At 63.6% G+C, this 10,644-nt stretch carries 2 protein-coding genes; both read right to left on the reverse strand.

The window, feature by feature from the left end; genetic code table 11:
- A partial coding sequence (locus tag CQ002_RS27905; protein WP_146117491.1) for a non-ribosomal peptide synthetase occupies positions 1–4,805 on the reverse strand: 4,805 nt, incomplete at its 3' end.
- Between the two features lie 73 nt (positions 4,806–4,878).
- Positions 4,879–10,644: non-ribosomal peptide synthetase (locus CQ002_RS27910; protein ID WP_256589537.1), on the reverse strand; the 5,766-nt coding region annotated here is incomplete at its 5' end.

A 10,644-nucleotide genomic window follows, 5' to 3' on the forward strand; every position in this document is an offset into this window, starting at 1 on the left:
TTCATTACCGCCAGGAACGCCACCATGATTTCGGCACTGCGCGGCATGGCGATGGCCACGCGCACTTCCGGGCCGACGCCGCGCGCTATCAGCGCATGGGCCAGGCGGTTGGCCTGGCGGTCCAGCTCGCCGTAGGTCAGGGTTTGCGCGTCGAACTTCACCGCCACCGCCGTCGGTGTTTCCCGGGCGCGATCGGCGACTCGTTCGTGGACCAGGCGCTTGGCCGGGAAACCCGCGTCGGTCTGGTTCCACAGCTGCAGGATATGGTGTTGCTCAGCCTGGCCCAGCAGACTCAATTGGCTGATGGGTTGCTGTTGGTCGGCAACCATCGCCTGCAACACGTTCTGCCAGTGATCGGCCATGCGCTCGATGGTAGAAGCTTCAAACAGGTCGGTGGCATACCCCAGTGACGCCCAGAGCCCGTCTGCCTCCTCCTGGACATCCAGGTCAAGATCGAAATGCGCAGTACGCCGGTCCCACGCCAATCCTTCGATGCGCAAGTGGGCCAGGGCCTGTGGTTCGTCACCTCGACGCCCTTCGGCCTGGTAGTTAAACATCACCTGGAACAGTGGGTTGAGGCTCAGGCTACGCTCGGGCTGCAGGTGCTCTACCAGTTGTTCGAAGGGCAGGTCCTGATGCGCCTGGGCGTCCAACGCACGCTGCTTGACCTGGGCCAGCAACTGCGCAACGGTGGTCTGCCCATCGATATCGGCCTTGAGCACCTGGGTGTTGACGAAGAAGCCGATCAGGCGCTCGGTTTCCACGCGGTTGCGGTTGGCGATCGGCACGCCCACGCGAATATCCTGCTGCCCGCTGTAGCGGTGCAGCAAGGCCTGGAACGAAGCCAGCAACAGCATGAACAGCGTCACACCTTCGCGCTGGGCCAGGGCTTTTAGATCAGCGGCCAGTGCCGCTGGCAACGACACGTCCAGGCGCGCCCCCCGATGACTCTGTTGAGCCGGGCGCTGATGGTCGAACGGCAGTTCCAGCACCGGCTGCTCACCGCCGAGCAAGTCACGCCAGTAATCCAGCTGACGGACCTTCTCGCCGGCGTCCATCCAGGCACGCTGCCACACGGCATAGTCGGCATACTGGATCGGCATATCCGGCAGTTGCGGCGCCTGGCCCTGGCTGAACGCCGCATACAACTTCACCAGTTCTTCGACCATGACCTGCATCGACCAACCATCGGACACGATGTGATGCTGCACCAGCACCAGCACATGATCGTCCTCGGCCAGGCGCAGCAAGGTCACACGCAGCAACGGCCCTTGCTGCAAATCAAATGGACAAGCGATCTCGGCTTCGACCTGCGCCTGCAAGCCAGCCTCGTCGACCAGCTCCAGCCTGATCGGCAAAGCGGCGTCAGGCAGAATCACCTGCCGTGCCCCGTCCGGTTGCTCCTGCACACAGGTGCGCAGGCTCTCATGACGGGCCATCAGGGCATCGAAGCTGCGTTGCAGTGCCGAGGTATCCAAAGTGCCCTTGAGGCGCAGGGCACTGGGGATATGGTATGCGGCACTGTGAGGGTCCAGTTGCCACAGGAACCACTGGCGTTCCTGAGCGTAAGACAGCGGCAGCGGTTGTTCGCGACCGACCGCTAGCAAGGGGGGCGCCTGCTCACCTTCGCGCGCTTCCAATACTTGCAGAGCGGTGGCGAAACCTTCGAGACGCGGTTGCTCGAAGACCAGCTTGAGTGGAACTTCACGGCCCAATACCTGGCGCAGGCGCGAAACCACCTGCATGGCCAAAAGCGAGTGCCCGCCCATTTCGAAAAAGTGATCGGTCAGCCCCACCCGCTCGGCCCCGAGAATGTCTGCCCAGACGGCGGCGACCTGTTGCTCCAGTTCGGTGACCGGCGCGACCCACACCTGCTGAGATTGACGGGCATCGGGTTTGGGCAGCGCCTGCCGGTCGAGCTTGCCGTTCGGGTTCAAGGGCATGCGCTCAAGGAAGATCAGGTGCGCAGGCACCATGTAGTCCGGCAGCTGTTCACGCAGGACCGACTTGAGCGCCTCGGCCTCGTTCTGTTCGGCCACCAGATAGGCCACAAGCTGGTTATCGGCGGCCAATACCAAGGTTTCACGCACGTTCGGCTGGGCCAGTAGCAGCGCTTCGATTTCCCCCAGCTCAATGCGAAAGCCGCGAATTTTTACCTGATGGTCAACCCGGCCCACGTACTCGATCACACCATCGGCCCGGTACCGCGCCAGGTCTCCGGTGCGGTACAGGCGCTCGCCGGCTTCACCAAAAGGATCCGGTACAAAACGCTCGGCCGTCAGCACTGCACGGTTCATATAGGCACGCGCCAAGCCGCAGCTGCTGCCGATATACAGCTCGCCCACGGCGCCCAACGGCGCCAGGTTCACATCGCGATCCAGCACATACAGCGCACGACCTGGCAGCGAACGGCCAATCGGGCTGGCGGTGGCGCCAACCAGCTCGGAGCCTGCCGTGCAATCCAACACGCTCGACACAACGGTGGCTTCCGTAGGGCCGTAGGTATTGAGCAAGCGGACATGGCCAAGCCCGGCCTTGAGCCACTGCGCCGGACCGTCCAGCGGCATGGCTTCGCCGCCGATATGGACTTGGCGCAGCGCGCCATAGGTGCGCGGGCCCGCGGCCAGGCAGTCGAGCAGGAACAGGTTCCAATAGGCGGTTGGCAAGTCGGCCAGGGTGATGCCCTGGGCAATGATTTCGTCGTACAGCCGAGCGCTGTCCCACAACTCCGGGCCGCGCAGGACAACCGTGGCGCCATGGGTCAGCGCCGGGTACAACTGCTCGACAAACCCATCGAAATTCAGGGTAGCGAATTGAAGCACCCGGTCTTCGGCGCTCAACTGCGAGTAACCGGCGGCAATACTGGAGAATTCGGTCAGCGCCGCATGATTGATCGCCACACCCTTAGGCTTGCCGGTGGACCCCGAGGTGTAGATCACGTAGGCCAGGTTTTGCGCGGCAACCGCCTCCTTCGGATCGCTCTCAGGGCACAACGCCAGGCGCGCATCCGCCAGATCGACCGTCGCCATGCCCTCAGGCAATGGCATCGCCACCTGGGCCTGGGTCAGCACCAGGCGCACGCCACTGTCTTCGAGCATATGCAACAGACGTTCACGCGGGTATTGCGGGTCGAGCGGCACGTAAGCACCGCCGGCCTTGAGCACTGCCAACAGACTGACCACCATGTCGAACGAGCGCTCGACCGCCACCCCCACCAACACTTCCGGGCCAATACCCAGGCCGATCAGGTGATGGGCCAGACGGTTGGCCTGGCGGTTCAGCTCGGCATAGCTGATGGACTGGTCGTCCAGGCACAGGGCAATCGCATCGGGCCGCTGCCGGACCTGGGCCTGGAACAAGCCGTGAACGCCCACGACGTCTTCAAACGCCGCCGCGCTGCGGTTCCAGTCTTGCAACAGCTTGCGTTGCTCGTCATCGACCAGCATCCCGAGCTGTGCAATACGATTACCGGCGCGCCCGACCACCGCCCGTAACAACTGTTGCCAGTGCTCGGCCATACGTTGCACGGTCGCCGCCTCGAAGAGGTCGGTCGCATAGGTCAGCGAGGCCCAGATGCCTTCGGGCGACTCCTGGGTATCCAGGCTCAGGTCGAACTGCGCACTCTGGCTGTCCCACTCCAGCGCCTCCACGCCCAGGCCTGGCAACTGCTGCTCGCCACGTGGCCCGCGGCCTTCGGTCTGGTGGTTGAACATCACCTGGAACAGCGGGTTATGGCTCAGGCTGCGCTCGGGCTGCAAAGCTTCGACCAATTGCTCGAACGGCAGGTCCTGATGACTCTGGGCCTCCAAGGCACGTTGCTTGACCTGGGCCAGCAGCTGGCTGAAGGTCACGTGCCCGTCGATATCGGCCTTGAGCACCTGGGTATTGACGAAAAAGCCGATCAACCGCTCGGTTTCCGCGCGATTACGGTTGGCAATCGGCACGCCGACGCGGATATCCGACTGCCCGCTGTAGCGATACAACAAGGTCTGGAAGGACGCCAGCAGCAACATGAACAGCGTCACGCCTTCGCGCTGGGCCAACGCCTTGAGCCCGTTGACCAGTACCGCGTCCAGGCCCATGTCGAGCCGTGCACCGCGATAGCTCTGTACGGCCGGACGCGGGTGATCCAGCGGGAGTTCGAGCACCGGTTGCTCACCGCCCAACTGCTCGCACCAATAGCCCAACTGACGCTCTTTTTCGCCGGCTTCCATCCAGCTGCGCTGCCACAGGGCGTAGTCCGGGTATTGGATCGACAAGTCCGGCAGGCGCACATCACGGCCTTGGCTGTGCGCGAGGTACGACTGCACCAACTCGTCGACCATCACCTGCATCGACCAGCCATCGGAGACGATGTGGTGCAGCACCAACACCAACACGTGCTCATCGGGTGCCAATTGCAGCAACTTGACCCGCAGCAGCGGGCCTTGTAGCAGATCGAAGGGCTTGGCGATTTCTGCTTGCACCCGCCGTTCAAGCTGCGCGGCATCAGCGCTTTCAAAGGCGATTTCAAGCGAGAACTCGGGCCTGACCACCTGCAGCACCTGATCGACATCCTGATGCAAGTAAGTACGCAGGCTTTCGTGGCGGGCGATCAGGCTATCGAAGCTGCGCTGCAAGGCCGCCCGGTCAAGGCGACCTTTCAAGCGCAAGGCGCGCGGCAGGTGGTAAGCCGGGCTCTGCGGCTCCAACTGCCACAAGAACCACTGCCGCTCCTGAGCATAAGAGATCCGAAGGGGCTCACCTTCCTGGCGCTTGAAAACCGGGGCAATCTCAAACAGGTTGATGCCCTGCTGCTTGAGCATTACCGCCAACGCTTTCTTTTGTTGCGCCGAAAGTGACCCTACCGACTCGATTAATGCTTGCACGCCACGCCCCTCAGGAAATCAATTTATCCAAATCTTCTGCTGATAGACGTTTGAGGGCCTCCAAGGATTTAGCCAATGCGTCTTGCACCGGCGAATTATTTGTCTGCCGGGCGGCCACATGGGCGCTGAAATCGGCCAGGGTCGGGGTGGTGAAAATCGATTTGACGTCGAATTCGGCATGCAACTGCTCGCGCAGGCGCACCACCACCTGCGTGGCCAGCAGGGAGTGCCCGCCCAGTTCGAAGAAGTTGTCGTGCATGCCCACCCGCTCGACCTCCAGTACCTCGGCCCAGATGGCGGCGATCTGTTGCTCCAGCTCGCTGTGCGGGGCGACGTATTCCCGGGCTTGCAGGTTGGCGTCCACCGCAGGCAGGGCCTTGCGGTCCAGCTTGCCGTTGGGGCTCAGGGGCATTTGCTCCAGCAGCATCCATTGGGCCGGGACCATGTAGTCCGGCAAGTGTTGAGCCAGGTGTGCACTCAGCACATCGCGCCAGTCATCGCCGGCGTTGTGCAGCACCAGGTAGCCCACCAGGTAGTTGCCATCGACGGCCAGCACGGCGGCCTCACGGACCCAGTCGTGCTCCAGCAGGCGCGCTTCGATTTCACCCAGTTCGATACGCAGGCCACGCAGTTTGACCTGATGGTCGATACGCCCGGCGTACTCGATCACGCCATCTTCGCGATAACGCGCCAGGTCGCCGGTGCGGTACAGGCGCTCGCCCTTGATGAACGGATGCGCGATAAAACGCTCGGCGGTCAGGGAAGGACGGCGGTGATAACCACGGGCCAGGCCAACGCCGCCCAGGTACAGCTCGCCCAATACACCCACCGGCACCGGTTCGAAGTTGCTGTCGAGGATGTAGCACCCAAGGTTGGCAATCGGACGGCCGATCGGCACCGCGTCGCGGCCTTCCTCCACGCAGGTCCAGTGGGTCACGTCGATCGCGGCTTCGGTCGGGCCGTAGAGGTTGTAGAGCCCGGCTTGCGGCAGCTTGGCGAAGACTTGCAGCTGGGCGTCCACCGGCAAGGCCTCGCCGCTGCACACGATGCGGTGCAGGGTGTGACAGGTCGCAACCGTGGCGTCCTGCAGGAACGCCTGCAACATCGACGGCACAAAGTGCAGCGTGGTGACGTGTTCGGCATTGATCAGGCGAACCAGCTTGGCGGGGTCACGGTGATCTCCGGGCGCGGCAACCACCAGCCGCGAGCCGGTCATCAAGGGCCAGAAGAACTCCCACACCGATACGTCGAAGCTGAACGGGGTCTTTTGCAGCACCGTGTCACTGACGTCCAGGCCATAGGCGTCCTGCATCCATTGCAGGCGGTTCAGCAACGCCGAATGACGGTTGCCCGCGCCCTTCGGCTGGCCGGTGGAGCCCGAGGTGTAGATCACGTAGGCAAGGTTTTCGCCGTCCAGCGCGATGCCTGGGTTGGCGTCGCTGTAGGCCTCAAAGGCCGAGTCACCCAGCACCAGGCTTTCCAGTCCATCCGGGATCGGCAACTGATCAAGCAGATGGGCCTGGGTCAACAGCAGTTTCACGCCGCTGTCTTCCAGCATGTAGGCCAAGCGCTCACGCGGGTACTCCGGGTCCAGCGGCACATAGGCACCACCGGCCTTGAGCACAGCGAGCAGGCCCACGACCATTTCGACGGAGCGTTCCACCGCCAGGCCCACCAGCACATCCGGGCCTACCCCGGCTTCGATCAGGCGATGAGCCAGGCGATTGGCGCGGCGGTTCAGTTCGGCGTAGCTCAAGCGCTGCTCGGCAAACACCAAGGCCGCGGCGTCTGGTGTGCGCGCCACCTGCTCTTCAATCCGTTGATGCACGCAGTGCTGCAATGGGTAGTCCCGCGCCGTGGCGTTCCAATCCTGTAGCACCTGCTGACGTTCAGCCACATCGAGCATTGCCAGGTCGCCCAGGCGCTGCTGGCCGCCCTCAAGCATGGCTTGCAGCAGATTGACCAGATGGCGGCCATAGGTTTGCACCGTGCGTGCGTCAAAATGCGCACGCGCAAAGCTGAACTGCACCGACAGCGTGTCACCGACGTCCACCAGCACCGTCAGCGGGAAGCTGGTTTGCTCGCGGGACTCCGGCAGGCCAAAACGGATGCCGCTGCCACCGCTTTGTTCCAGGGCCTTGGACACGGGGTAGTTTTCGAACACAAGAATGTTATCGAACAAGGCTTCACCGCCCTGCCCGGCCCAGCGCTGGATATCGTACAGCCCGGTATGCTCATGCTCGCGCAAGGCCAGGTTCTGCGCCTGCACCGCCTGCAACCAGTCGGCCACGGTGTGCTGGCCATCCACGGCGCAGATCACCGGCAAGGTATTGATGAACAGGCCGATCTGTTGCTCCACCCCCACAAGGTCAGCCGGACGCCCGGCCACAGTGGCGCCGAAGGCCACCACCGATTGCCCGCTATGACGCTGCAACAGGACCAGCCACGCCGCCTGGATCAGGGTGTTGAGCGTCACCTTGTTGCGACGTGCGAAGGCTTCAAGGCGATCCGTCAGCGGGCGATCCAGGCTCAGTTGGTGTTCGCCGTGCCCGTCTGCCGCCATCGGCTGGCTGCTGCCCAGGCGCGTCGGCGCTTGCAGTGCACTGAACTGTTCGCGCCAGAAGGTTTCAGTCGCAGCGCCATCACGCTGTTGCAACCAGCGGATGTAATCGCGATAGCGCCCGGCTGCTTCAGGCACCGCCACGCCGGCATAACGCTGCAGCACTTCACCGAACAGCCGCGAATTGCTCCAGCCGTCCATCAGGATGTGATGGTGGGTGTAGATCAGCTCGTGGCGTTGCTCGTCGGTGCGCACCAGCACCAGGCGTACCAGGGGGGCCTTGGCCAAATCAAACCCCTGGCGACGCTGGGTTTCCTGCAGGTTTTGCAATGCCAGCTCACGCTCCGGCATCGCGCGCCAATCGAGGTGTTCGATCGGCAACCGGGCTTCGCGGTACACCACCTGGCACGGCCATTCCAGCTGGCCTTCCCAGAAGAACCCACTGCGCAACACGTCGTGGGCGCGCACGGTGGCATCCCACGCCTGCTGGAATCGCGCCACATCCAGGCCCTCCGCGGTCACGCGGATCTGGTTGATGTAATCACCCGCCGCCTGTTCGTACAGGGTGTGGAACAGCATGCCTTGCTGCATGGGCGACAAGGTGTAGATGTCTTCAATGGCCTCGGCGGCCAATGGCAAGGATTCAAGTTGCTGCTGGTTCAAGCGCGACAACGGGAAATCGGAAGCCGTCACGCCACGGTTGCCCGGGGTGCAGCAGTGCTCGACCAACGCTTTCAGTTCGCGGGTAAACGCCTGGCTCAAGGCGTCGATCTGCGACGCCTCGAACATCAGCGGGCTGAAGGTCCAGCCCATGTGCAGCTCGCCGCCGAACACCTGGCCGTTGAGTGTCAACCAGTTGCCCAGGGGCGCGTCCGGGCTTTGCTCGGCACCCGCGCTTTCCGTCGCGGGCCCGAACAAAACGTCTGGCGAGTCAAAGCTGCCGTCGATCTGGCCCAGGTAGTTGAAGGTGATGCGTGGCACCGGCAACTCACTGAACGCCTGGCGCGTGGCCTCGTCGCCCAGGTAGCGCAGCGCGCCGAAGCCCAGGCCTTTGTCCGGCACCGCGCGCAGTTGCTCCTTGATCTGCTTGATCGAGGTGGCAAGGGATTCGGCCGGGATCAGGCGTACCGGGAACAGGCTGGTGAACCAGCCGAGGGTGCGGGTCAAGTCGATGTCGTCGAACAGGTCTTCGCGGCCATGGCCTTCCAACTGGATCAGGCTGGAAGCCTGCCCGGTCCACTGGCAGATCACCCGCGCCAGGGCCGTCAGCAGCAAGTCGTTGATCTGGGTGCGATAGGCCGTAGGCGCCTGTTGCAGTAGTTGCCGGGTGTGCTCGGCGTCCAGTTGGCTGACCACGGTCTGCGCCAGGCGACCGGGACGTGCGCCGCTTGGATCCCGGCACGGCAGGTCGGTCGACACACCCTGGAGCTGTTGCAGCCAGAAGTGTTTTTGCGGCTGTATCGCTGCGCTGCGGGCATAGGCCTGCAGACGCTCGGCCCAGGCCTTGAACGAGGTGGTCTTGGCCGGCAACGGCTGTTGGCGATACAGGCTTTGCAAGTCTTCAAGAAACACCCGCCAGGACACACCGTCCACCACCAGGTGGTGCATGACCAGCAACAAGCGCTGGGACCCGTCAGCCATCTCGGCGAGTACCGCACGCAGCAACGGGCCTTGTTGCAGGTCGAGGCTGCGCTGGGCGCGCTCGCACAGGGCTTGCAGCTCGGTGGTGTGCTGCACGCTCGCCTGCCATAGCAAGGTCGCAGGTTGCGCATCATGCCGCGCGGTCCAGCCCTCGGCTTGCTGGCTGAAGCTCAGGCGCAGCACATCGTGGTGCCGGGTGAGCGCTTGCAGCGCAGCTTCCAACGGTTCGGCGAGAATCGGCTGGCGTGGCGCCAGCAGCAAGGACTGGTTCCAGTGGTGGCGGTCCGGCAGGTCCATCTCGAAGAACAGTTGCTGGAAAGGCAGCAACGGCGTCTCGCCCTGCACTGGGCCCTGGTCGATCACCTGCGCTGTTTGCAACTGCGCCACGCGGGCCAGGCTGCGTACAGTCTGATGCTGGAACAGCGCCTTGGCGGTGAAATGGATCCCGGCGGCACGGGCGCGGCTGACCACCTGAATGGAGATGATCGAATCCCCCCCACGCTCGAAGAAGTTGTCGTTCAAACCCACTTGTTCAACGCCCAGCACGTCAGCCCAGATCGCGGCGATCTGCTGCTCCAGCGCACTCTGCGGCGCTTCGTAGGGGTGGGTAGCTTCGGGTTTGGGCAGGCCCTTGCGGTCCAGCTTGCCGTTGGGACTCAGGGGCATTTGCTCCAGCAGCACCCACTGCGCCGGGACCATGTAGTCCGGCAGATGCTGGCCCAAGTGAGCGCCCAGTACATCGCGCCAGTCATCGCCGGCATTGTGCAACACCAGGTAGCCCACCAGGTATTTGCTGTCGACCGCCAACACGGCAGCCTCACGCACCCAGTCGTGCTCCAGCAGGCGCGCTTCGATTTCACCCAGCTCGATACGCAGGCCGCGCAGCTTGACCTGATGGTCGATACGCCCGGCGTACTCGATCACGCCATCTTCGCGATAACGCGCCAGGTCGCCGGTGCGGTACAGGCGCTCGCCCTTGATGAACGGGTGGGCGACGAACCGTTCGGCGGTGAGTGCCGCACGGCGGTGGTAACCGCGGGCCAGGCCGATACCGCCCAGGTACAGCTCGCCCAGCACGCCAACCGGCACAGCTTCGACGTTGCTGTCGAGGATGTAGCACCCAAGGTTGGCAATCGGACGGCCGATCGGCACCGCGTCGCGGCCTTCGTCGACGCACGTCCAGTGGGTCACGTCGATGGCGGCTTCGGTCGGGCCGTAGAGGTTATAGAGCCCGGCTTGCGGCAGTTTGGCGAAGACTTGCTGCTGGGCGTCCACCGGCAAGGCTTCACCGCTGCAGACGATGCGCTGCAGGCTTTGGCAACTCGACACCGCCGGATCCTGCAGGAACGCCTGCAACATCGAGGGCACGAAGTGCAGCGTGGTGACATGTTCGGCATTGATCAGGCGGACCAGCTTGGCGGGGTCACGGTGATCACCAGGCGCCGCGACGACCAGGCGCGAACCGGTCATCAGCGGCCAGAAGAATTCCCACACCGACACGTCGAAGCTGAACGGGGTCTTTTGCAGCACCGTGTCGCTGGCATCCAGGCCATAGGCCTCCTGCATCCATTGCAG

This window comes from Pseudomonas sp. MYb13, assembly GCF_002980075.1.
In the GTDB taxonomy this organism is placed as follows: Bacteria; Pseudomonadota; Gammaproteobacteria; order Pseudomonadales; family Pseudomonadaceae; genus Aquipseudomonas; species Aquipseudomonas lurida.